General features: G+C 71.1%; 19 protein-coding genes and 1 pseudogene. 11 read left to right on the top strand and 9 right to left on the bottom strand.

The annotated features are described in order from the left end of the window. The first annotated feature begins 25 nt into the window (after positions 1 to 25). Entirely contained in the window at positions 26 to 1,351 is a 1,326-nt protein-coding gene (gene mnmE, locus MCBMB27_RS17690; protein WP_075380956.1) for a tRNA uridine-5-carboxymethylaminomethyl(34) synthesis GTPase MnmE, read from the top strand. A 101-nt stretch (positions 1,352 to 1,452) separates the two neighbouring features. Here the strand turns inward: mnmE and MCBMB27_RS17685 are convergent, their stop codons facing one another. Together MCBMB27_RS17685 and MCBMB27_RS17680 are read right to left on the bottom strand one after the other, a co-directional pair. Beyond that, a complete protein-coding gene (locus tag MCBMB27_RS17685) occupies positions 1,453 to 1,932 on the bottom strand; it encodes a hypothetical protein (protein WP_043356918.1) in 480 nt (159 codons plus the stop codon). Between the two features lie 104 nt (positions 1,933 to 2,036). Next, the gene (locus MCBMB27_RS17680; protein WP_075380955.1) at positions 2,037 to 3,659 is read right to left on the bottom strand and encodes an ABC-F family ATP-binding cassette domain-containing protein; all 1,623 of its coding nucleotides are present in this window, start codon (positions 3,657 to 3,659) and stop codon (positions 2,037 to 2,039) included. Between the two features lie 237 nt (positions 3,660 to 3,896). Between MCBMB27_RS17680 and MCBMB27_RS17675 the strand changes: the two genes are divergently transcribed. Further along, on the top strand, positions 3,897 to 4,157 hold the full coding sequence (locus MCBMB27_RS17675) for a hypothetical protein (protein ID WP_043384142.1): 261 nt from the start codon (positions 3,897 to 3,899) through the stop codon (positions 4,155 to 4,157). Positions 4,158 to 4,244: 87 nt separating this feature from the next. Here the strand turns inward: MCBMB27_RS17675 and ypfJ are convergent, their stop codons facing one another. Then, positions 4,245 to 5,156, bottom strand: a complete 912-nt coding sequence (gene ypfJ, locus MCBMB27_RS17670; protein WP_043384038.1) for a KPN_02809 family neutral zinc metallopeptidase — start codon at positions 5,154 to 5,156, stop codon at positions 4,245 to 4,247. A gap of 143 nt (positions 5,157 to 5,299) precedes the next feature. Then, entirely contained in the window at positions 5,300 to 6,190 is an 891-nt protein-coding gene (locus tag MCBMB27_RS17665) for a uracil-DNA glycosylase (protein WP_075380954.1), read from the bottom strand. Between the two features lie 312 nt (positions 6,191 to 6,502). Here MCBMB27_RS17665 and MCBMB27_RS17660 point away from each other — a divergent pair, with 312 nt between their 5' ends. The 4 genes from MCBMB27_RS17660 to MCBMB27_RS17645 all read left to right on the top strand — a co-directional run bounded on the left by MCBMB27_RS17660 (position 6,503) and on the right by MCBMB27_RS17645 (position 13,439). Then, positions 6,503 to 8,176, top strand: a complete 1,674-nt coding sequence (locus MCBMB27_RS17660; RefSeq protein ID WP_043353371.1) for an electron transfer flavoprotein-ubiquinone oxidoreductase — start codon at positions 6,503 to 6,505, stop codon at positions 8,174 to 8,176. 154 nt (positions 8,177 to 8,330) lie between these two features. Then, positions 8,331 to 10,199, top strand: coding sequence for a tetratricopeptide repeat protein (locus MCBMB27_RS17655; protein ID WP_075380953.1), 1,869 nt, complete (start codon positions 8,331 to 8,333; stop codon positions 10,197 to 10,199). Positions 10,200 to 10,547: 348 nt separating this feature from the next. Beyond that, entirely contained in the window at positions 10,548 to 11,507 is a 960-nt protein-coding gene (locus MCBMB27_RS17650) for an OmpA family protein (RefSeq protein ID WP_075382011.1), read from the top strand. Between the two features lie 258 nt (positions 11,508 to 11,765). Further along, the gene (locus tag MCBMB27_RS17645; protein ID WP_075380952.1) at positions 11,766 to 13,439 is read left to right on the top strand and encodes a formate--tetrahydrofolate ligase; all 1,674 of its coding nucleotides are present in this window, start codon (positions 11,766 to 11,768) and stop codon (positions 13,437 to 13,439) included. 33 nt (positions 13,440 to 13,472) lie between these two features. On the opposite strand, the gene MCBMB27_RS17640 is transcribed toward MCBMB27_RS17645, so the two are convergent. Then, positions 13,473 to 14,840, bottom strand: a complete 1,368-nt coding sequence (locus MCBMB27_RS17640; protein WP_043353330.1) for an 8-oxoguanine deaminase — start codon at positions 14,838 to 14,840, stop codon at positions 13,473 to 13,475. A gap of 179 nt (positions 14,841 to 15,019) precedes the next feature. Between MCBMB27_RS17640 and MCBMB27_RS17635 the strand changes: the two genes are divergently transcribed. Together MCBMB27_RS17635 and MCBMB27_RS17630 are read left to right on the top strand one after the other, a co-directional pair. Then, entirely contained in the window at positions 15,020 to 15,574 is a 555-nt protein-coding gene (locus MCBMB27_RS17635) for a MarR family winged helix-turn-helix transcriptional regulator (RefSeq protein WP_043353328.1), read from the top strand. Then, a complete protein-coding gene (locus MCBMB27_RS17630; RefSeq protein ID WP_043353334.1) occupies positions 15,571 to 16,278 on the top strand; it encodes a response regulator in 708 nt (235 codons plus the stop codon). The genes MCBMB27_RS17635 and MCBMB27_RS17630 overlap by 4 nt, the downstream gene beginning before the upstream one ends. Positions 16,279 to 16,294: 16 nt before the next feature. On the opposite strand, the gene MCBMB27_RS17625 is transcribed toward MCBMB27_RS17630, so the two are convergent. From MCBMB27_RS17625 to MCBMB27_RS17610, 4 genes and pseudogenes are all read right to left on the bottom strand, one after another. After that, positions 16,295 to 16,531 carry a hypothetical protein gene (locus MCBMB27_RS17625; RefSeq protein ID WP_043353327.1) on the bottom strand — a complete coding sequence of 79 codons (237 nt, stop codon included), beginning with the start codon at positions 16,529 to 16,531 and terminating at the stop codon, positions 16,295 to 16,297. Between the two features lie 102 nt (positions 16,532 to 16,633). Further along, positions 16,634 to 17,458: a 2-keto-4-pentenoate hydratase gene (locus tag MCBMB27_RS17620; protein ID WP_075380951.1), complete on the bottom strand. Its 825-nt coding sequence runs from the start codon at positions 17,456 to 17,458 to the stop codon at positions 16,634 to 16,636. Between the two features lie 28 nt (positions 17,459 to 17,486). Beyond that, a pseudogene (locus tag MCBMB27_RS17615) lies at positions 17,487 to 17,960 on the bottom strand (VOC family protein). Positions 17,961 to 18,337: 377 nt separating this feature from the next. After that, positions 18,338 to 18,667, bottom strand: coding sequence for a CsbD family protein (locus MCBMB27_RS17610; protein WP_075382010.1), 330 nt, complete (start codon positions 18,665 to 18,667; stop codon positions 18,338 to 18,340). Between the two features lie 639 nt (positions 18,668 to 19,306). Between MCBMB27_RS17610 and MCBMB27_RS17605 the strand changes: the two genes are divergently transcribed. From MCBMB27_RS17605 to MCBMB27_RS17595, 3 genes are all read left to right on the top strand, one after another. Beyond that, the gene (locus MCBMB27_RS17605) at positions 19,307 to 20,056 is read left to right on the top strand and encodes an SDR family oxidoreductase (RefSeq protein ID WP_043759449.1); all 750 of its coding nucleotides are present in this window, start codon (positions 19,307 to 19,309) and stop codon (positions 20,054 to 20,056) included. Between the two features lie 31 nt (positions 20,057 to 20,087). Beyond that, a complete protein-coding gene (locus MCBMB27_RS17600) occupies positions 20,088 to 20,504 on the top strand; it encodes a cupin domain-containing protein (RefSeq protein WP_043384020.1) in 417 nt (138 codons plus the stop codon). Between the two features lie 61 nt (positions 20,505 to 20,565). Beyond that, on the top strand, positions 20,566 to 21,543 hold the full coding sequence (locus MCBMB27_RS17595; RefSeq protein ID WP_075380950.1) for a sigma-70 family RNA polymerase sigma factor: 978 nt from the start codon (positions 20,566 to 20,568) through the stop codon (positions 21,541 to 21,543). The last annotated feature ends 67 nt before the right edge of the window (positions 21,544 to 21,610 follow it).

The raw sequence follows: 21,610 nt of genomic DNA, 5'->3' as shown, positions 1-21,610 counted from the left end.
CCCCTCCGCACGACTCTGCCGGATCATGACCCAAGCCGAGACCCTCTTCGCACCGGCCAGCGGCTTCGGCCGCGCAGCCGTCGCGGTGATCCGCATCAGCGGCCCGGCCGCGCGCGACGTGCTCGTCGCCCTTTGCGGGAGCCTGCCGCCACCCCGCCGGCTGTCCCTGCGAAGCCTGCGCGATCCGGCCGACGGCACCGAACTCGATCGGGCTCTGGTGGCCTGGTTTCCGGGGCCGGACACGTATAGCGGCGAGGACATGGCCGAGCTGCACCTCCATGGCGGTGCGGCGGTGCGAATGGGCGTTCTCGCCACGCTTGCCCGGTTTCCCGGGTGCCGCGCGGCCGAGCCCGGCGCCTTCACCCGTCGGGCGGTCCTCAACGGCCGGATGGATCTCGCCGCGGCCGAAGCCGTCGCCGATCTGATCGATGCCGAGACCGAGGGCCAGCGCCGGCAGGCCCTCCGTCAGCTCGACGGCGCCCTCAGCCGGCAAGTGGCCGCGTGGCGGGCGGAAGCGGTCGATTGCCTCGCCGCCGCGGAGGCGGCGCTGGATTTCGCCGACGAGGGCGACGTGGACGATGCCGGGCTCGACGCCGCCTTGTTCGGCCGCGCCGCGCGGCTTCGCGACGCGATCGCCGGGACCCTGCGCGACGGGCAGAGGGGCGAGCGCCTCCGCGAGGGCTTCACGGTGGTGCTGGCCGGGGCACCCAACAGCGGCAAGTCGACCCTGCTCAATGCCCTCAGCCGACGGGACGTGGCGATCGTCTCGGACCGTCCGGGAACGACCCGCGACGCCATCGAGGTGCGGCTCGATCTCGGCGGCCTGCCCGTCCTGCTGGTCGACACGGCCGGGCTCCGGGAGACCGCGGAGCCGATCGAGGCGGAGGGGATCGTGCGGACGCGGGCGCGGATCGACAGCGCCGATCTGGTGATCGCCCTGGTGCCCCCCGACGGGGCGGTTCCGGAGCTCGGGCCGACCCGCACGCCGATCCTGACGGTCCGCACGAAGGCCGATCTGTTTGCCGGCTCAGAAACGGAACGGGAGTCGGACGGTCCGGCCGTTTCGGCCCGTACGGGCGCCGGAATGGCGCGGTTGCTGGATGCCATCCAGGCTGCGGCTGAATCCGGTCTCGGCACCGGCGATGCGCTGATCACCAGGGCCCGGCACAGGGCGGCGCTCGAAGCCTGCGTGGGCCATCTCGACCGCCTGCTCGAAGGCACGGGCGGATTGCCGGAGCTCGCCGCGGAGGATCTGCGTCTCGCCGTCCGGGCGCTGGGCGAGGTCGCGGGTCATGTCGGCGTCGAGGATGTGCTCGATCGGTTGTTCAGCGGCTTCTGCATCGGAAAGTAGTTCTATAGCCGGCAACTCAAAGCGGCATTCGGCGCGGCTTTCCCGGTTTCGTCGCCGGTCGTGCCGCGCCGGGACCGGGATGATCGGCGGATGCGGCGCGCCTACTGGGGGATCCGCAGGATCCGGGGCCGCCAGATCCCGAGCGCGACATTCGCGGTCGCGACCGCCAGCAGCACCCAGAGGGTTCCGCGTTCGCCGGGGAGCGACACGGCCAGCACGGCGGGATCGACGAGGCCGGCCAGCGCCCGGGCGCTCTGCTCCGCCTCCTGCTTCATCGGTCCCTGCACGTAGACCAGGCCGCCCTCGAACATCAGGACCCCGGTGGCGAGCTTGAGCCATGCCCAGCCGGCGTTCAGAAAGGCGCGGTTCAGGGCCATCGCCAGCAGGCCGGACATCAGCGTCACCGCCAGGGCGGGCAGGAAGATCCAGGTGGCCACGGCCCCCATCGCGCCCCGCATCGCCGCGTATCCCGCCAGGGCGGATGGCGCGGGCGCGAGGCTCAGCATGACCACCAGGGACGCCATCGCCCCCAGCAGCCCGGCGGATCCCATCGTGTGGAGGAACTTCAGCAGGCGTCGCACGGCATCTCACCCGGGGCCGTTTCGGCGCAGCCTAGCGTGGGGCCTCCCGGGGGGATAGCGGCGCGCCGGTCGCACCGCACCGGGACGGGGTCCGTCCGCGCCCGTCAGCTCCGCAGGCCCGGCGCCTCCTGGCCGGTGCGGGCCACGTATTCGGTGTAGCCGCCGCCATACTGGTGGATGCCCTCCGGGGTCACCTCCAGCACCCGGTTCGAGAGTGCGGCCAGGAAGTGCCGGTCGTGGGAGACGAACAGCATCGTCCCCTCGTAGTTGGCCAGCGCCTCGATCAGCATCTCCTTGGTGCCCATGTCCAGGTGGTTGGTCGGCTCGTCGAGCACCAGGAAGTTCGGCGGATCGTAGAGCATCAGCGCCATGACCAGCCGGGCCTTCTCGCCCCCCGAGAGAACCCGGCAGCGCTTCTCGACATCGTCCCCCGAGAAGCCGAAGCAGCCGGCCAGCGCCCGCAGCGAGCCCTGTCCGGCCTGCGGGAAGGCCTCCTCCAGGGTCTGGAACACGGTGCGGTCGCCGTCGAGCAGGTCCATGGCGTGCTGGGCGAAGTAGCCGAGCTTGACGCTGCCGCCCACCGTGACCGAGCCGTCATCCGGCGCGGTGGTGCCGGTCACGAGCTTCAGGAGCGTCGACTTGCCGGCGCCGTTGATGCCCATCACGCACCAGCGCTCGCGGCGGCGCACCGAGAAGTCGAGGCCCTCGTAGATCGTGCGGCTGCCGTAGCGCTTGTGGACGCCTTTGAGCATCACGACGTCGTCGCCCGAGCGCGGCGCCGGCTGGAACTCGAAGGCCACCGATTGCCGCCGCCGGGGCGGCTCCACGCGCTCGATCTTGTCGAGCTTCTTCACCCGGCTCTGCACCTGGGCGGCGTGGGAGGCCCGGGCCTTGAACCGCTCGATGAAGGCGATCTCCTTGGCCAGCATGGCCTGCTGGCGCTCGAACTGCGCCTGCTGCTGCGCCTCGTTCAGCTTCCGCTGGCCTTCGTAGAAGGCGAAGTCGCCCGAGAAGGTGGTGAGTGCGCCGCCGTCGATCTCGATGACTTTGGTGACGATGCGGTTCATGAACTCGCGGTCGTGCGAGGTCATCAGCAGGGCGCCGTCATAGGCCTTGAGGAACGATTCGAGCCAGATCAGGCTCTCGATGTCGAGGTGGTTGGACGGCTCGTCGAGGAGCATCACGTCCGGGCGCATCAGCAGGATGCGGGCCAGCGCCACGCGCATCTTCCAGCCGCCCGAGAGGGCGCCGACATCCCCGTCCATCATCTCCTGGCTGAAGCTGAGGCCGTCGAGCACCTCCCGCGCGCGGCCCTCCAGGGCGTAGCCGTCGAGCTCCTCGAACCGGGCCTGGACCTCGCCGTAGCGCTCGATCAGGGCGTCCATCTCGTCGGCCCGGTCCGGGTCGGCGAGGGCCGCGCCGAGCTCGGCGAGCTCGGCCGCCACCGCGCTCACCGGGCCGGCGCCGTCCATCACCTCGGTGACGACGCTGCGGCCGGACATCTCGCCGACATCCTGGCTGAAATAGCCGATCGTGATGCCGCGGTCGGCGGCGACCTGCCCCTCGTCGGGCTGCTCCTGGCCGATGATCATCCGGAACAGGGTGGTCTTGCCGGCCCCGTTCGGGCCGACCAGCCCGACCTTCTCGCCCCGCTGCAGGGCGGCCGAGGCCTCGATGAAGACGAGCTGCCGCCCGTTCTGCTTGGTGATCTTGTCCAGGCGAATCATGAAGTGCGGGCGCGGTGTCCGGGAATGGGGCTCCGGGGCGCTTACGGCATCGATCGAGACGGCGCAAAGACGGGCGCGGCCGCGGGGCCCTGCATGGCGCGCAACCGTGACCGTCATCCGGTCGCCGGACGCCTTTTCTGCCCGATTCTGCGAGCTAAGTCGTTTCCCTGCCGCTCTAGCCGCCGCTCCGGCGTATGGTGCCGGGCTTGGCCGTGGCGGACGCCTTTGAGGACGATGATGTTTTGCGGTTGGTGGACGACGAGCCTCGACATGGCCATGCTCGGCCTGGAGGCTCAGGGCGTGATCGCCCAGCGGATGGCGATGTTCGCTCTCGGGGGGCCGGCCGCGCAGGTCGAGGCGCAGCTCATGGTGACCGAGAAGATGCTGGCCGCCGGCGAGGCGGCTCTGATGCTTGCCGCGGGGGCCTCGAACGGCAAGGTGATCCGCAGCTACCGGCGGAAGGTCCAGGCCAATGCCCGGCGCCTGAGCCGGGGGTGAGGCGGAGTGCGCGTCTCCCTCCCCCGCGAAGAGGGGAGGGAGGACGTATGTCAGGTCCGGACGAGGCTCTCCGCCCCGCCGCACACCTCAGTTGTTCGCCGTCCGGAACGTGTCGCAGGCCTTGGTCTGGCCGCTCTTGTAGCCGGCCTTGAACCACCGCTGGCGCTGGGCCGAGGAGCCGTGGGTGAAGGAATCCGGCACCACGTAGCCCTTCGAGCGCTGCTGCAGGGCGTCGTCGCCGATCTGGGCGGCGGCGTTCAGGGCCTCGTCGATGTCGCCCTGCTCCAGCTCGGCGTACTTGTCGTTGGAGTTCTTGGCCCAGACGCCGGCGAGGCAGTCGGCCATCAGCTCGATCCGCACCGAGAGGGCGTTCGCCTCGGTCTTGCTGGACGCCTGCTGCTGGCGCGCCTGGACCTTGCCGAGGATGCCGAGCACGTCCTGGACGTGGTGGCCGACCTCGTGGGCGATGACGTAGGCGTAGGCGAAATCGCCCTTCACGCCGAACTTCGAGGCCATCTCCTTGAAGAAGCCCGTGTCGAGATAGACCTTCTTGTCGAGGGGGCAGTAGAACGGGCCCATCGCCGCCTGGGCCGAGCCGCAGCCCGAGCGGGTGCCGCCGGTATACAGCACCAGGGTCGTCGGCGTGTACTGCTTGCCGGTCTGCTGCGGCAGGATCTGGCTCCAGACGTCCTCGGTGTTGCCGAGGATCTTCGAGGCGAACCGGCCGCTCTCGTCCGTCGGCGCCTGCCGCCGCTTGGCCTGGGTCTGCGGATCGACCTGCTGCTCCTGCTGGCCGCGCCCGCCGCCGATCCGCTCGGCGCCGCCGATCAGGATCGCCGGGTTGATGCCGGTGAAATAGCTGATGATCAGAAGCACCACGATGGTGCCGATGCCGAGCCCGCCGGCGCCGCCGCCGGGAAAGCCCATGCCGCCGCCACCACCGCCCTCGCCCCGGCGATCCTCGACGTTGTCGGAGCTGCGTAGATCTTCCCAGCGCATGGTTGGGTCCCGCCATCAATGCTGCGCCGGCCGCCTCGGGCAGCCCACGGTTTGCTATGCGTCGCTATGTCCGGCCGACGGTGGACCAGCGGCGGGAACGAAGCTCTAATGGCGGGAGGGGAGACCCGGTTCCGCCCACGCGGTCAAGCTTTCCCGTCGAGAAGGGCGCGCAGGGATCGGAAATCCCGCCATGCGAGACGCTTCTGCACCGGCTGGCGCAGCAGGAAGGCCGGGTGGAGGGTGGCGAGCAGCTTCACCTCGCGGTTGGGCAGCTTGTAGGGGAACAGTCGGCCGCGGGTCCGCAGGATGCCATCCTTCGTGCCGGTCAGCGTCTGGGTCGCGGGCGCGCCGAGGCAGACGATGAGGTCCGGGTCGACCAGCTCGATCTGGCGCTCCACGAAGGGCCGGCACACCGCCACCTCCTGGGGCGTCGGGTTGCGGTTGCCCGGCGGGCGCCAGGGCACGATGTTGGCGACGTAGGCGCTGGTCCGGTCGAGCCCGATCGCCTTCATCATCTTGTCGAGGAGCTGGCCCGAGCGGCCCATGAACGGCTTGCCGATCCGATCCTCGTCGGCGCCGGGCGCCTCGCCGAGAAACATCACCCGCGCCTCGGGATTGCCGTCGGCGAAGACGAGGTTCTTGGCGGTGAAGCGCAGCGGGCAGACGTCGAAATCGGCGAGGATCCGCTCCAGCTCGTCCAGGGTCTTCGCCTGCCGTGCCCGGGCGCGGGCGTCGCTCGCGGCTTCGTCGGGCTGGGCGCTGGCGGCGCGGCCGAAGGTCCGCGACGGCGCGGCGGGCGGCGGCGAACCGGGGGGCGGCACGAGGCTGCCGGCGGTCGGGCCGACGGTCTGGCCGACGGGCGGGTCGGGGGCCCGGCGCGGTGCCCGCAGGGTCGGCGCCGGCGCATCCGCCTCGTTGAACCGGTCGTGCGGCCGCTCGTCCAGAACCGCGTCGGCACCGGCCTCCACGTGGAAGTCGAGATAGGCGATCAGATCGGCTTGCGCGTCGTTGGGGCTCGGCATGGAGAGGAGCATGTGGGAACGCCGCGGCCTGTGGACAACTCTCGAAACCCGCCGGCCGGGCAAGGTCTTGCGTGACGGAACAGCGCGATCCCGCGGGCCCCGCCCCACCTGCCGTCTGACCGGCATGCCGGGTTGCGGACGGGGTGGGATCGTCCGGCACCCGTCACATGTACCGCCCCGTGCGGCAAAGGGAACTTTGCCTTAAGCCGGATCTTCGGCAACTTGCCTTTCCAGCTTGGAATCGCTTGAGACGGCAGCAGGGATGCCGGCCCACCGCGGATCGGGGGCTGGAAGAAGACTGGAAGAAGAAAAGGAGAGGCGAGGATGGCGCTGCCCGAACGCGAGAGCATGGATTTCGACGTGGTCGTGGTGGGCGCCGGCCCGGCCGGCCTCGCCACCGCGATCCGCCTGAAGCAGCGCGCCGCCGAGATCGGCGAGGAGATCAGCGTCGTCGTCGTCGAGAAGGGCTCCGAGGTCGGCGCCCATATCCTCTCCGGCGCGGTGATCGACCCGATCGGCCTCGACCGGCTCCTGCCCGAATGGCGCCAGGACCCGGAGCGGCCGCTCAAGACGGAAGTTCAGCGCGACGAGTTCATGATGCTCACCAAGAACAGCGGCATCACCCTGCCGAACCTGTTCTTCCCCAAGCTCATGTCGAACCACGGCAATTTCGTCGGCTCGCTCTCCAACGTCTGCAAGTACCTGGGCGCGCAGGCCGAGGCGCTCGGCGTCGAGATCTATCCGGGCTTCCCGGCCTCCGAGGTGCTGTTCGACGACAAGGGCGCGGTGGCGGGCATCGCCACGGGCGATCTCGGGATCGGCAAGTCCGGCGCGCCGCGCGAGGACTACACCCGCGGCATGGAGCTGCGCGCCAAGTACACGGTGTTCGGCGAGGGCGCCCGGGGCAACCTGACCAAGGGCCTGATCCAGCGCTTCTCGCTCAACCGGCACAGCGACCACTTCAAATACGGGCTCGGCGTGAAGGAGCTCTGGCAGCTCGCGCCGGGCAAGTTCGAGCCTGGGCTCGTGCGCCACACCATGGGCTGGCCGCTGCCCAACAAGGCCGGCGGCGGCTCCTGGCTCTACCATTTCGACGACAACCTGCTCTCGGTCGGCTTCGTCACGCACCTGAACTACGAGAACCCGACCCTGTCGCCGTTCGAGGAGTTCCAGCGCTTCAAGACCCATCCGCTGATCGCCGAGACCTTCGAGGGCGCCAAGCGCATCGGCTACGGCGCGCGCGCCATCATGGAGGGCGGCTGGCAATCGGTGCCGAAGCTGGTCTTCCCCGGCGGCTGCCTGGTCGGCTGCTCGGCGGGCTTCGTCAACGTGCCGCGGATCAAGGGCTCGCACAACGCGGTGCTCTCCGGGATGCAGGCGGCCGACGCCATCGCGGACGCCCTGAAGGCGGGCCGCGCCGGCGACGAGCTCACCGCCTACGAGGCCGGCTGGCGCGACAGCCCGATCGGGCAGGACCTGAAGGCGGTGCGCAACGTCAAGCCGCTCTGGTCCAAGTACGGCACGCTGGTGGGCGTCGGCCTCGGCGGGATCGACATGTGGGCGACGAGCATCTTCGGCGCCTCGCCGTTCGGCACGCTCAAGCACGGCAAGCCCGACCACGCCTGCCTCAAGCCGCTCTCCGAGGTGACGCCGATCGTCTACCCGAAGCCCGACGGCAAGCTGACCTTCGACCGGCTCTCCTCGGTCTACCTGTCGAACACCAACCACGAGGAGGACCAGCCGCCGCACCTCAAGGTCCGCGACCTGGAGCTGCAGAAGCGCTCCGAGCACGACGTCTATGGCGGGCCGTCCGGCCGCTACTGCCCGGCGGGCGTCTACGAGTGGGTGGCGGATTCCGCCGCGAGCGACGGGGTGCGCTACCAGATCAACGCGCAGAACTGCGTCCACTGCAAGACCTGCGACATCAAGGATCCGAACCAGAACATCGACTGGGTGACCCCGGAGGGGCCCGGCGGGCCGAACTACCCGAACATGTGAGGCGCCCGGACCGGGCCGGGATGGCGCGGCGTCATCCTTTCGCCTTGCGGGGCTGGCGGGATGGGTTCAGTGTCCCCAGCGTTTTTTCGGGGATGCCCCGCCATTCTCGCGCCCGGCCCCTGACGGGCCGGCGCCCAGGAGCCGCGATCGGTTCATGATGATCACACGCGCCCGCCGGAGCGTCTCGGCGCTCGCCCTTCTGCTCGCCGCCGGGCTGCCGCAGACCGTGCTGGCCGCGCAGCCGAGGGAATCGACCCCGGTGCTCGACTACGAGCCCGCGGATTCGCTGGAGGGCAACTTCCTCTCCGCCTACATCGCGGGCGCGTCCCGGGACACGGCGGCGGCGGCGACCTTCTACCGCGAGGCGGTCAAGGCCGATCCGCGCAACGCCGAGCTGGTCGAGCGCGCCTTCATCTCGCTGCTCGCCGACGGCGCCCTGCCGGACGCGTTCCGCACCGCCGAGAAGCTCATCGCCCGCGATCCCACCAACGGGCTCGCCAACCTCTCGCTGGGGGTGCGCCAGATCAAGGCGGGCCAATGGGCCGCCGCCCGCCAGAACTTCTCGCGCAGCGGCCGCGGGGCGGCCACCGACCTGACCGCGACGCTGCTCACCGCCTGGTCGTATGCCGGCGCGGGTGACGGCAAGAAGGCGCTGGAGACGGTCAACAAGCTCCGGGGCGAGCGCTACTACAACACCTTCCGCGACTACCATGCCGGCCTGATCGCCTCGGTGACCGGCGACAACGCCGAGGCCGAGCGGCGCCTCAAGGCCGCCTACGAGGCCGACCGCAACACCCTGCGCATCGTCGACGCCTATGCCCGGATGGAGGCGAGCCTCGGCCGCACCGATCTGGCGATCCAGGCCTATTCCGACTTCGACCAGCTCTCGCCCCGCCACCCGCTGGTGCGCGACGCCCTCGACAAGCTCAAGGAGGGCAAGCCGCTCACGCGGCTGATCGGCACCGCCCAGGAGGGCGCAGCCGAGGTGCTGTACGGGCTAGGCTCCGCGGGCTCGACGCAGGGCGACGAACTGCCCGCCGTGATCTACCTGCGGCTGGCGCTCTACCTCGCCCCCGACCACGCCCTCGCCCGGCTGACGCTGGCCGACACGCTGGACCGGATGAAGCAGCCCGAGCGGGCCAACGAGGCCTACGCGCAGATCCCGGCCGCCTCCCCGCTCAAGCTCAACGCCGACATCCAGATCGGCCTGAACCTGGAGCAGATGGGCAAGGGCGACGAGGCCCTGGCCCATCTCGACGCGGCGATGAAGGCCCACCCGGACGACATCGACGTCATCACGGCGCTGGGCAACGTGCAGCGCGCCCGCAAGAAATACGAGGAGGCGGCCGCCACCTACACCCGGGCCATCCGCCTGATCGGCGACCGGCCGCAGGCCAATTACTGGACGACCTACTATTTCCGCGGCACCGCCTACGAGCGCGCCAAGCAGTGGCCGAAGGCCGAGGCCGACCTGAAGAAGGCCCTGTCCCTGGTGCCGGCCAACCAGCCGGCCGCCAAGGCGCAGGTGATGAACTATCTCGGCTATTCCTGGGTCGATCAGAACGTCAACATCGACGAGGCGTTCAAGCTGCTGCAGCAGGCCGCCGATGCGAGCCCCCGGGACGGGATGATCGTCGACAGCCTCGGCTGGGCCTATTACCGCCTCGGCCGTTGGGACGATGCGGTGCGCGAGCTGGAGAAGGCGGTCGAGCTGAAGCCCGGCGATCCGACCATCAACGACCACCTGGGCGACGCCTACTGGCGTTCGGGCCGGCGCCTCGAGGGCAAGTTCCAGTGGCAGCACGCCAAGGATCTGAACCCCGAGCCGGACGACCTCACGCAGATCAACGCGAAGCTGAAGGACGGTCTGCCCGACATCGAGAAGCCGACCGCCACCGCCGAGACGGTGCCGGCCCCGGTCGCCGCCCCGCACAACGCCGAGAACCCGGAATTGCCGAAGGGCGCCCCCCAGCCGCACGAGGCGCCGGGCGCCGCCGACAAGGCCAAGAAGTCGGGGGGCTAGCGCCCCTCTCCCGATCCGGCGCGCCGGCGGTCCGCACCTCGTTCGTCACGGCGGTGCGGCGGCCGGCGCCGCCCGCAGCCGACGCTCGGGCGCGCCGTCCCGAAGATCCGCAAGGCGGCTTCGGGCCGCAAGGGCAAGATCTTCGGCCTCCGGGCATGAGCCTGCGCCCGTTCAGGCTCCCGGTGCCTGCGTAAGATCGCCGGTATTCTGCACCCGACATCCCGTCGCGCCGTCCTGCAAAGCGCAAAGACGAACGGGATTCTCTTGGGGACCGTAGCTCAAGAGGCCTAATTGCCTGCCGATCCGGGCCCGCTAGGCTCGCGCCTCCGCAACCTGTCGGAGTGGATCGTGAAAGCGCTGAAGCCGGTCTGGATCCTGCTGGCCCTCGCCTGTGCGGCATCCGGAATCCCGGCCGATCCTGCGAGCGCGCAGGACACGGTGTCCGGGCCGGCTGCGTCCATCCTGGAGGCCGTCCCCGTCTCGAACGCGCCGCTCGGCGGCTTTCCCTACTTCGCGCTCCCCGACGGCTACCAGCCGCTGAACCCGCCCGAGACCCGCGCTTTCGGGCATTTCCTGTTCTGGACCGGCACGGCGCTCCACGAGGTCGAGGGCAAGGTCTTCCTGTCCCTCATCGGCACCAAGGACGGCAAGACCTACGCATCCTATGAGCTGAAGAAGAATATCGAGGCCGTGCTGACACAGGCCGGCGGCCGGAAGATCGCCGACAGCAGGATCCCCGCCACCCTCACGGAGACGCTGCCCGAGGACATCCGGATCGGGATGTATGAGGGCCTGGGCAATGTCTACAACGAGCCGGTGCAGACCTGGGTGATCCGCCGGCCGGACCGGCAGATCTGGGTCCATTTCGTGCCCGGCAGCAACAACGCGGCCTGGACCATCCTGGAGACCAAGCCGTTTCTCCAGACCGCCGCCCTCCTGCCCGCCGAGCAGCTGAAGCAGGACCTCGACACGACGGGAAAGGCGGTGATCCAGGTCAACTTCGCCACCGACAGGACCGAGATCCTGCCGGCCTCCGCCCCGCAGATCGACGCGGTGGCGGGCCTGCTGCGGACGAATCCCGGCCTGCGGCTCGCGATCAACGGCCATACCGACGAGACCGGAGCCGCCGCGCACAACCAGGCCTTGTCCGACGGCCGTGCCAAGGCGGTCATGGCGAAGCTCGTCGCCGCCGGCATCGCGAGGGATCGGCTGAAGGCCAGGGGCTTCGGGGCGTCCAGCCCGGTCGCCGCCAACGACGGCGCGGAGGGACGGGCGAAGAACCGGCGCGTCGAGCTGGTCAGGTTCTGACGGCCGAGGCGCCGATGGCAGGCCTCGACCGGGCGTCTCGCTGGTCCGGACCCGCTCCGTGCGTCGGAGCTGGGGACGTCGGGGGCGACAAGAGTATTTTGTCCGCCATATCATAAAAATCGACGCGCATTTTCCCGGGCTTTGACGCACAGTGCGCAGCCGTTCGCGGGCGGCCAAGCCGCAGCCCGCACGGCAGGAGATTCGCACGGCAAGAGCCGGCGGGCGGGCATCGCGCCCGCGAGTCAGGGAGGAAGGCCCATGCCGTCAGATATCGAGATCGCCCGCGCCGCGACCCTGAAGCCGATCGCGCAGGTCGCCGAGAAGCTCGGCATCCCGGATGACGCGCTCCACAATTACGGCAAGCACATCGCCAAGATCGACCACGGCTACATCGCCGGGCTGGAGAGCCGGAAGCCCGGCAAGCTCGTGCTGGTCACGGCGATCTCCCCGACGCCCGCGGGCGAGGGCAAGACCACCACCACGGTGGGCCTGGGCGACGCCCTGAACCGCATCGGCGAGAAGACCATGATCTGCCTGCGCGAGCCGTCGCTCGGGCCGTGCTTCGGCATGAAGGGCGGCGCCGCCGGCGGCGGCAAGGCCCAGGTCGTGCCGATGGAGCAGATCAACCTGCACTTCACCGGCGACTTCCACGCCATCACGTCGGCCCACAGCCTCGCGGCCGCGCTGATCGACAACCACGTCTACTGGGCGAACGAGCTCAACATCGACGTGCGCCGCATCCACTGGCGCCGCGTCGTCGACATGAACGACCGGGCTTTGCGCCAGATCACCCAGTCGCTCGGCGGCGTCGCCAACGGCTTCCCCCGGGAGGACGGGTTCGACATCACGGTGGCCTCCGAGGTGATGGCGGTGTTCTGCCTCGCCAAGGACCTCGCCGACCTGGAGGAGCGCCTCGGCCGGATCGTCATCGCCGAGACCCGCGACCGCAAGCTCGTCACCCTCAAGGACGTGAAGGCCACCGGCGCCATGACGGTGCTGCTCAAGGACGCCCTGCAGCCCAACCTCGTGCAGACGCTCGAGGGCAACCCGGCGCTGATCCATGGCGGCCCCTTCGCCAACATCGCCCATGGCTGCAACTCGGTGATCGCCACACGGGCCGGCCTGCGGCTCGCCGACTACACGGTGACGGAGGCCGGGTTCGGCGCCGATCTCGGCGCCGAGAAGTTCCTCGACATCAAGTGCCGGCAGGCGGGGCTGACCCCCTCGGCCGTGGTGGTGGTGGCGACCATCCGCGCCCTCAAGATGCATGGCGGCGTCGACAAGAAGAACCTCGGGGCCGAGAACATCGACGCCCTGGAGAAGGGCTTCGCCAACCTCGCCCGGCACGTGACCAACCTGCGCGGCTTCGGCCTGCCGGTGGTGGTCGGCGTCAACCACTTCTACGCCGACACCGATGCCGAGCACGCCAAGCTCAAGGAACTGTGCCGCGAGCGGCTCGACGTCGAGGCGATCACCTGCCGCCACTGGGCGGAGGGCGGGGCCGGGGCCGAGGAGCTGGCCCGCGCGGTGGTGAAGCTCTCCGAGGCCGAGCCGGCGCCGATCCGCCACGCCTACGAGACGGAGAGCCGTCTCTCCGACAAGATCCGGGCGATCGCCACCAAGCTGTACGGGGCCGCCGACATCCAGATCGAGACGAAGGCTCAGGCCAAGCTCGCCACCTTCGAGAAGGACGGCTACGGCCACCTGCCGATCTGCATGGCCAAGACCCAGTACTCGTTCTCCACCGACCCGACCCTGATGGGCGCCCCCGAGGGCCACATCGTGGGCGTGCGCGACGTCCGGCTCTCGGCCGGCGCCGGCTTCGTGGTGGCGATCTGCGGGGAGATCATGACCATGCCGGGCCTGCCCCGGGTGCCCGCCGCCGACACGATCCGGCTGGACGCCAACGGGCAGATCGACGGGCTGTTCTGAGGATCACGCGCGGGGCGGGTCAGGGCTCGCCCTCTACACCGCTCCGAACAGGTCCACCGCCAGCCGGGAATGCGCCTCGCGCAGCATCCCGGTATCGACCCCGAGCGGCTGGCCGTCGATCACCCGCCAGCGGCCCGCCACCATCACCCGGTCGGCCCGGGTGGCGCCGCACAGGACCAGAGCCGCCAGCGGGTCGTGGGCGCCGGAGAAGCGCAGCTCGTCCAGGGTGAACAGGGCGAGGTCCGCCTCCCGGCCCGGCTCGATCCGGCCGATATCGGTGCGGCCGAGGCAGGCGGCCGAGCCCTCGGTGGCCCAGCGCAGGGCGTCGAGATGCGTCACGGCCTCCGCCCCGTAGGTGAGCCGGTTGATCATCAGGGCGTGGCGCACGCCCTCCATCAGGTTCGAGCTGTCGTTCGAGGCCGAGCCGTCGACACCGAGGCCCACCGGCGAGCCCGCCGCCTCCAGCTCGCAGGTGCGGCAGCGGCCCGAGGCCAGGGTCATGTTCGAGGTCGGGCAGTGGCAGACGCCGACCCCGGCCTTGCCGAGCCGGGCGACCTCGGCATCGGTGAAGTGGATGCCGTGGGCGAGCCAGACCCGGTCGTTCAGCCAGCCGACCTCCTCGAGGTACTCCACCGGCCGGCAACCGAACATCTGCTGGCAATAGGCGTCCTCGTCCAGCGTCTCGCCGAGATGGGTGTGCAGCCGGCTCCCGTGCCGGGCGGCGAGCGCCGCGCTCTCGCGCATCAGGCGCCGGGTCACCGCGAAGGGCGAGCAGGGGGCGAGCGCGACCTGCACCATCGCGCCGGGGGCGGGGTCGTGGAACAGGTTCAGCACCCGCTCGCAATCCGAAAGAATCGTGTCGTCGTCCTGGGTCAGGCTCTCGGGCGGCAGCCCGCCCTCCCGGTCGGACAGGCTCATGGAGCCGCGGGTGATCGCGGCCCGGATCCCGAGGGCCCGGGCCTCCGCGACCTGGACGTCCATCGAATCCTCCAGCCCCTTCGGGAACAGGTAGTGATGGTCGCCCGCCGTGGTGCAGCCCGAGAGCAGCAGCTCGGTGAAGGCCACCTGCGTGGCGAGCCGGAACGCCTCCGGGGTGATCCGCCCCCAGACCGTGTAGAGCGCCTTCAGCCAGGGAAAGAGCGGCTTGTTGATCGCCAGCGGGTGGGCGCGGGTCAGCGTCTGGAAGGCGTGGTGATGGGTGTTGATCAGCCCCGGGATGACCACGTGGCGCGAGGCGTCGAAGGTCTCGTCCACGGGCGCGGCGGGTTTCGCGCCCGCCGCCACGCATTCGACGATCCGGGTGCCCGCCACGACGATCCCGCCCCCGGCGCCTTCGGCCAGGATGGCGCGCGGATCGCGGATCCAGAGGCGTCCCGGTCCCGGTTCAGCTGCCTCGGCCATGTCCGTCCGCTCCCGTCGATCGAGGATCCTGCGTAGCGGAGGGGCCGGACCGGCGGCAATCCCGCTTGAGGATCGCCGCCGGCCGGCGCCCCGGCCGGCCCGGTCAGGGTTGACGGGCCCGGGCCGCCTTGAGAAACGTCATGGGGACTGACCTATCACCCGTTGGGAGCGGCCGCGCCGTGACACGGACAGCCCCGCGCGAGGCGATCTTCGCGGCGAAACCCGTCCCGGGCGCCGCGCCGGCCGCCCTCGGCAGCGACGACCTGATCGAGCTTCTGTTCTTCGCCTACCGGGATTTCGTGGGCGATCCCGACCGGATCCTGGCCGCCTACGGCTTCGGCCGGGCCCACCACCGGGTGCTGCACTTCGTCGACCGCTATCCCGGCCTGACCATCGCCGAACTCCTCGACATCCTGCGCATCACCAAGCAGAGCCTCAACCGGGTGCTCAAGGACCTGATCGGGCAGGGCTACGTCGCGCAGAAGCCCGGTTCCAGCGACCGGCGCCAGCGCCTCCTCTACTGCACCGAGGCCGGCGCCCGTCTCGCGGCCGACCTCACGCGGGTCCAGGCCCGCCGCCTCGCCCGGGCGCTCGCGGCGCCGGATGCCCGGGGCTCCCCGGAGGATTTCCTGATGGCGATGATCGAGCCGGAGGACCGCCCGGCGGTCCAGCGCCTGATGGCGCGGCGCGGGGGCGGGAGCGACGGGCGCGTCGCCGGGGAGGAGTGCGCGTGAGCAATGCCGCCCGGGCCGACCTGCCCGACGAGGCGCCCCACGTCCTCGTGGTCGACGACGACCGCCGGCTGCGCGAATTGCTCGCCCGCTACCTCACCGACCAGGGCTTCCGGGTCACCGCGGCGGCGAGCGCCGCGGAGGCGCGGGCCCGGGCCCAGAGCGTCGTGTTCGACGCCATGGTCCTCGACGTGATGATGCCCGGCGAGAACGGCTTCGACTACGCCCGCAGCGTGCGCGAGACGTCGCGTGTGCCGATCCTGATGCTCACCGCCCGCTCCAACCCGAACGACCGGGTGATGGGGCTGGAGATCGGCGCGGACGATTACCTGCCCAAGCCCTTCGAGCCGCGGGAGCTGACGCTGCGGCTCAACAACATCATCAAGCGCAGCGCGCGGCCCCGCGCGGCGGCCGCCGAGGCGGTGACCTTCGGGCCGTTCGCGTTCCGGGTCGACCGGGGCGAGCTGCGCCGGGACGACGAGCTGATCCGCATCACCGAGCGCGAGCGCGAGATCCTGACGATCCTGGCGATGGCGGGCGGCGCCAATGTCGAGCGCGAGCAGCTCGCCGGCCCGGGCGGGGCCGCGGCGGAGCGCACCGTCGACGTGCAGATCAACCGCCTGCGCCGCAAGACCGAGGTCGACCCCGCCAATCCGGTCTTCCTGCAGACCGTGCGGGGCGTCGGCTACCGGCTCGCGGTGGATTGAGCCGGAACCGGGCGGCTCAGACCACCCGCGGCTCGTCGCGCTTCAGCTTGAGGGCCTTGGCGATCCGGGTGGACAGGCTGCCCACGACGGCGAGGGTGGCCGACGGGTCGACCAGAGGGCGGACGGCCTCCAGCGCCTCCGCGGCGCTGGGCTTCATCACCGCGTAGACCGTGGCGCCGGATGCCGGGCTAGAGCCCTGCACGGTGACGGAGACGAGGAAGGTCGTGTGGCGTCGCCGCAGGCGTCCAGGCATGGCTCAGCATTTGGCATGTCGGCTAACCATCACCAATGCCAGAGTCCCGGAGCCGGCCCGGGAAACGACACGATCCTGGCACGATAACCCGTGCCGGGTCTTTCAGATCAGGGCAAGGTCGATGCCGGGAAGCCGCAGCCCGTCGAGCCGCGTGCTCCAGTGCTGGCCGGAGGCGACCGGAAGCGCGTCCGTCAGCGTGCCGGTTGTGACGACCGTGCCGGCTGCGAGCGGCGGGGCGACCGGATCGTTAGCCAGCGCATCGACCAAGTGCGCGAGGGCGGCGAGCGGTCCCGTCCCGAGGACGCTGCGGCCGCCGCCCCGGTCGGCGACGGCGCCGTCCCGCAGCAGGTCGACGGTGAAGCCCGCGAGGTCGCCGATCCAGCCGCGCCGCGCGGCCGCCGGAACCGGCAGCCGCTCGCCCACCACCAGCAACCCGTGCAGCCCGAAGGCCGCCACGGTGTCGGGCGCCGCGAAGCGCCAGCCCGGATAGAGCGACTGCACGATCTCGAAGCCGCTCGCGGCCCAGTCGAGGCAGGCGATCAGCGCCTCGGCATCCATGCCGGGTTCCGGCGCGCGTGCCAGACCGAACACGATCTCCGGCTCGATCCGGGGCTCGACGAAGGCCGCGAGGGGCACCGGTCCGCCCAGGGCGGCCCGGTCGCGCAGGGTCGTGTCGTAGACATGCCCCCAGATCGGCGCCCGGACGCCGTACCGCTCCCACAGGGTCGTGTTGGTGAAGCCGATCTTGTAGCCGACATTCCGCTCGCCGCGCCCGGCACGCAGGCTCCGGATCGCCTCGGCGACCCGGTAGGCCGCCGGCAGGTCGAAGGTCGGATCCCAGCCGGTCAGCGGTGCGATGGGGCGGCGATGCTCGTGCGCGGCCAGGATGGTGCGCGCGTGGGCCGCGGCGGATATCGGCTCGGTCATCGGCAACAGGGTCCAGGCCGACGCGACGTCATCCGCGCCGGGCCGCCTGGATCGCGGCGACGTCGATCTTCCCCATGGTCATCATGGCCGTGAACGCGCGCCGGGCCTCCGCGCCGCCGGCCGCCAGCGCGGCGGTGAGCACGCGTGGCGTGATCTGCCACGCGATGCCCCAGCGATCCTTGCACCAGCCGCAGGCGCTCTCCTGCCCGCCATTGTCGACGATGGCGGTCCAGAGCCGGTCCGTCTCCGCCTGGTTGTCCGTCGCGATCTAGAACGAGAAGGCCTCGCTGTGCCGGAAGGCGGGACCGCCGTTCAGGCCGATGCACGGGATGCCGGCCACCGTGAACGCCACCGTCAGCACGTCCCCCGCCTTGCCCGACGGGTAATCGGCCGGTGCCCGGTAAACCGCGCCCATGGCGCTGTCCGGAAAGGTCGCGACGTAGAATCGGGCGGCCGCCTCGGCCTCCGTGTCGTACCAGAGGCAGATCGTGGCCTTGGGAATTTCGCTCTCGCCGAGCGCGTTCCGGGCGTCCTGATCCTCGGCGACCACGCTGGCCATTGCGGTGCCTCCCTTGCCGTTCCCGTGCCATGCCGACGGGCGGGCCTCGCCGCCGGCCGACAGGGGCCGCGGCACGCCCCCATACAACCATGAGATGTCGACCCGGCAAAGACCGACACGCGGGACCGGCCGGTCGGGTTGGCCGCACGGATTTGCGTCGCCGCGCGATCGACCGCGCGGGGACCGTTTTGCCCGGCGCCGTGGAGGCCCGGCCGGGACGCGGGCCGATCATCGGCCGCGCGGGGCCCGCGAGCGGCCCCGCCTGGGAGATCCGCTAGGGCCACGCCGCCGACGGTGTCGATGCGAGCGGGCGTCGCGGCTCAGAGCTTGCTGACGAGCAAGCCCAGACCGAAGCCCGCGAGCCCGGCGACGAGCAAGGAAGCGTGGGGCCAGGCGACGGAGGTCTGGTGACCTTCCCACGCGTAGGCACGGCTCCGGTCATAGGCCTCCGCGGCGTGGTCCGAGATCTCGTCGGCCGCGTGCCGGACCGCGTCCTTGGCCTGACCGTAGAGGTTCTCGGCGGTGCCCTGCGCTTCGCGGAGCCGGCCCTCGACCGCATGGCGGTTCGAACCGGCGAGGTCGCCAACCGAGCCCTGAACCGTGCCGCCGAACGCGCGCGCGGCCCCCGTGATCCTGTCCGTGTCGATCATCGCGCTGCCCTTCACATCCTGTCTCGGACTGGCATCGGCTGCGGTCTCGCAAGCCAGACGCCCACCCTCTCGCGACGGGTGCAACGGCGGCCTCCTCCAAGCGTTCCAGGCGAGCGGTCCAGTCCAGTGGGTCCAGGCTTCCGCCACGGACCCTGGCCATTCCGGGATGGCGCGCTGTCCCGTCGGGGTCGCGCGGAAGGCGATATCGGTTGAGCCGCACGCGACGCCGGCGCGGACGTCTTCAATCGGGACCCTGTGCGGATCGGCGGTTTGGTCGGAGGCGCGGACGTCGCCGCGACGGCGAAGGGCGTCGGAGGCCGTCCGGTCGCCCGCGGACGCATCGGTGCCGGCGCCGACACGGTCGGCGAGACCGTCACGGGACTGGCCGGGTCTGGCCAGGACTGTCCGCTGGAACGCCCTCCGGGTCGGCTTGATGGGGGAGGCCCGGATCGACCCCGTGACGCTCAGCCCGGAGGGGGGCTGGCGTCCGGTCGTGGCCATGGACGGCGTCCCACGCGGCGGCATCGCCTTTTTCTCCGACGGCATGTCACATCCCGCGTCGTCCCCTCGTCTTGACGTCGAACGAGCGCCTCAGCGGCACCCCGCCGCGCCGCCCGGTTCACGCAGGAGACGCGCGTCATGAAGGTGGTTGTGATCGGCGGGAGCGGGTTGATCGGCAGGCAGCTGACCGCCGAACTCGGCCGCAGGGGACACGAAGCCGTCGCCGCCTCCCCGCGGACGGGCGTCGACGCCCTGACGGGTGAGGGGCTCGCCGAGGTTCTCGTCGGCGCCGAGGTCGTGGTCGACGTCGCGAACGCACCGTCCTTCGAGGATGCGGCGGTGCTCGATTTCTTCGAGCGGTCGAGCCGCAACCTCCTGGCCGCCGCGCGTCGGGCCGGCGTGACGCACCATGTCGCCCTCTCGATCGTCGGCACGGATCGCCTGGACGGGAACGGATACTTCCGGGCGAAGGTCGCGCAGGAGCGGCTGATCGTGGCGTCCGGCCTGCCCTACACGATCGTTCGTGCAACCCAGTTCTTCGAGTTCGTCGCCACGATCACCGCGGCGTCGGTCGTGGGCGATCGCATCGTCGTCCCCGACGCCGATTTCCAGCCCATCGCCGCCGCCGACGTCGCGGCCGCGCTGGCGGAGGTCGCCGTCCACGAGCCCCGCAGCCGGACGATCGAGATCGCCGGACCGGACAGGCTGCCCTTCCGCGACTTCGTCGCCCGATGCGCCGCCGCCGCCGGCGACCGCCGGGCGGTGTCGGCCGACCGCGGCGCACGGTATTTCGGCGCCGCGCTGGAGAAGGGCTCGCTCGTTCCCGAGGACGCTGCCGCGGCGCGCCTCGGATCCACGCGCTTCGCGACCTGGCTCGCGACCGTCTGACGGCCTCCCTCACCACGCTGGACGAACCCCCATGGTCAAAGCACTCATCCTCTCCGCTTGCCTGGCCGGCTTCGCGCTCCCGGTCGGGGCGGCGGAGCTGCGGGCCGGCGAGGCCCGCGTCACGACGATCTTCGACCACCCCCTGCCGGGCATCCCCGGCAAGAGTCTGCGCGGCGTCCTCGTCGCGTACGGGCCGGGCGGGTCCTCCCCCGCCCACAGGCATGCGCGCTCCGCCTTCATCACCGCGACGGTGATCGAGGGCGCGATCCGCAGCCGCATCAACGACGGGCCTGAGCAGATCTTCCGGGTCGGCGAGAGCTTCGTGGAGCAGCCGGGCGACCACCATGCCGTGAGCGCCAATGCCAGCGCCACGGAGCCGTCCCGCCTTCTCGCGGTGTTCGTCGTCGACACGGACGACCGCGACCTGACCGTGCCGGACCGGCGGTGACACCCCCTCCGGCCGCGTGCGAGGATCCCTGGGTCTCGCCATCGCTCCGCAGACAGATCCCATGCCGCCGACCGACACGCAGACCGACGCGGCGACCGCCACCTTCGAGGCCCATCGTCCGCGCCTCCTGCGCATCGCCTACCGCATGCTCGGCTCCCGCAGCGAGGCCGAGGACATGGTGCAGGACACGTGGCTGCGCTGGATCGCGGCGGATCGGGGCGCGGTCGCGGCCCCGTATCCGTTTCTGGCCCGCATCGTGACCCGGCTCTGCCTCGACCAGATGAAGTCGGCCCGCGCCCGCCGGGAGACCTATGTCGGCGCCTGGCTGCCGGAGCCCCTGGTCGAGACGGGGGAGGACGGCGTGGACGAGGACGATCTCACGCTGACGCTGATGATGGCGCTGGAACGCCTCTCGCCCCTCGAGCGCGCAGCCTTCCTGCTCCACGACGTGTTCGGCATCCCGCTCGGCGAGGTGGCGGACACGCTTGATCGGGAGGCGGCCGCCGTGCGTCAACTCGCGGTGCGCGCCCGCCGGAACGTGCAGTCCGCACGGCCGCGCTTTCCCGTGGCGCGGGAGGAGGGCGAACGGATCGCCCACGCCTTCTTCGCGGCCTCCGCCAGCGGGGACATCGCGACCCTGCGCACGCTGCTCGCGGAGGACGTGGTGCTCTGCTCGGACGGCGGCGGCAAGGTCCTGGCCTTTCCCAACCCCATCGTCGGGTCGGAGCGCCTGCTCCGTCTCTTCGCGGGCGTCCGGCGCAAATGGGGGCCCGAGCGGGCCGCGATGGTCGCGCCGGTCTGGATCGACGGATTGCCGGGATACATCAGCCGGGAACGCGGCGATCTCCTCCAGACGACTGCGCTCGCCATCGAGAACGGTCGGATCACCGCCCTCTACATCACCCGCAACCCCGACAAGCTCCGCCATGTGCTCCGTCAGGTCCTGCCCCCTGTGGCGGGTGCAGCCGGCACCGGGCCGCATGCGGAGCCGCAACCGCGCGGATCCGGGGAGCGGCGCCCGGGAGGGGCGGTTCCTTGACCGCATCGCCGAGAGCGGGTGCGCATCGGCCCGGCCCCGAGGCCCCCGGGATCGCGCTGGCTCTCTC

Origin of the sequence: Methylobacterium phyllosphaerae, assembly GCF_001936175.1 — a bacterium.
GTDB lineage: Bacteria > Pseudomonadota > Alphaproteobacteria > Rhizobiales > Beijerinckiaceae > Methylobacterium > Methylobacterium fujisawaense.
The sequence above is the reverse complement of the archived record's forward strand: the minus strand, read 5'-3'. Positions and strand labels throughout refer to the sequence as shown.

What these genes read in the sequence shown, in the direction of transcription:
- MCBMB27_RS17645 (WP_075380952.1), top strand. Translation starts at nt 11,766, where the DNA reads ATGCCGTCAGATATCGAGATCGCCCGCGCCGCGACCCTGAAGCCGATC.
- MCBMB27_RS17625 (WP_043353327.1), bottom strand. Translation starts at nt 16,531, where the DNA reads ATGCCTGGACGCCTGCGGCGACGCCACACGACCTTCCTCGTCTCCGTC.
- mnmE (WP_075380956.1), top strand. Translation starts at nt 26, where the DNA reads ATGACCCAAGCCGAGACCCTCTTCGCACCGGCCAGCGGCTTCGGCCGC.
- MCBMB27_RS17605 (WP_043759449.1), top strand. Translation starts at nt 19,307, where the DNA reads ATGAAGGTGGTTGTGATCGGCGGGAGCGGGTTGATCGGCAGGCAGCTG.
- MCBMB27_RS17660 (WP_043353371.1), top strand. Translation starts at nt 6,503, where the DNA reads ATGGCGCTGCCCGAACGCGAGAGCATGGATTTCGACGTGGTCGTGGTG.
- MCBMB27_RS17675 (WP_043384142.1), top strand. Translation starts at nt 3,897, where the DNA reads ATGTTTTGCGGTTGGTGGACGACGAGCCTCGACATGGCCATGCTCGGC.
- MCBMB27_RS17620 (WP_075380951.1), bottom strand. Translation starts at nt 17,458, where the DNA reads ATGACCGAGCCGATATCCGCCGCGGCCCACGCGCGCACCATCCTGGCC.
- MCBMB27_RS17640 (WP_043353330.1), bottom strand. Translation starts at nt 14,840, where the DNA reads ATGGCCGAGGCAGCTGAACCGGGACCGGGACGCCTCTGGATCCGCGAT.
- MCBMB27_RS17665 (WP_075380954.1), bottom strand. Translation starts at nt 6,190, where the DNA reads ATGCTCCTCTCCATGCCGAGCCCCAACGACGCGCAAGCCGATCTGATC.
- MCBMB27_RS17595 (WP_075380950.1), top strand. Translation starts at nt 20,566, where the DNA reads ATGCCGCCGACCGACACGCAGACCGACGCGGCGACCGCCACCTTCGAG.
- MCBMB27_RS17610 (WP_075382010.1), bottom strand. Translation starts at nt 18,667, where the DNA reads ATGATCGACACGGACAGGATCACGGGGGCCGCGCGCGCGTTCGGCGGC.
- MCBMB27_RS17655 (WP_075380953.1), top strand. Translation starts at nt 8,331, where the DNA reads ATGATGATCACACGCGCCCGCCGGAGCGTCTCGGCGCTCGCCCTTCTG.
- ypfJ (WP_043384038.1), bottom strand. Translation starts at nt 5,156, where the DNA reads ATGCGCTGGGAAGATCTACGCAGCTCCGACAACGTCGAGGATCGCCGG.
- MCBMB27_RS17600 (WP_043384020.1), top strand. Translation starts at nt 20,088, where the DNA reads ATGGTCAAAGCACTCATCCTCTCCGCTTGCCTGGCCGGCTTCGCGCTC.
- MCBMB27_RS17680 (WP_075380955.1), bottom strand. Translation starts at nt 3,659, where the DNA reads ATGATTCGCCTGGACAAGATCACCAAGCAGAACGGGCGGCAGCTCGTC.